Below are 227 nucleotides of genomic sequence, written 5' to 3'. Positions count from 1 at the left end.
TTGGTGTTCCGTCTCCATCACAGTCTGTTAATGGATCCGAAATACATATATCATTATCAATAATCGTTACTGTTCCGCTTGGGTCTGTGTTTGCTGTGTTTCCGCTGGTTACTGTGCCATCGACGGTAAAGGTTTCATCGGCTTCATCTATGGCATCATCCGTGATTGGAATCACTACATCGACACTCGTGCTTCCTGCTGGAATGGTCACGGTTGTTGTCGTGACT

The 227-nt window shown here is 45.8% G+C and carries 1 protein-coding gene; it reads right to left on the bottom strand.

The genetic code is table 11. The features are described 5' to 3' along the window. On the bottom strand, positions 1-227 hold a 227-nt coding region (locus tag ACVC08_RS00080; RefSeq protein ID WP_452600484.1), incomplete at both ends, for a hypothetical protein.

Source organism: Pontimicrobium sp. MEBiC06410, from assembly GCF_053601615.1.
The sequence above is the reverse complement of the archived record's forward strand: the minus strand, read 5'-3'. Positions and strand labels throughout refer to the sequence as shown.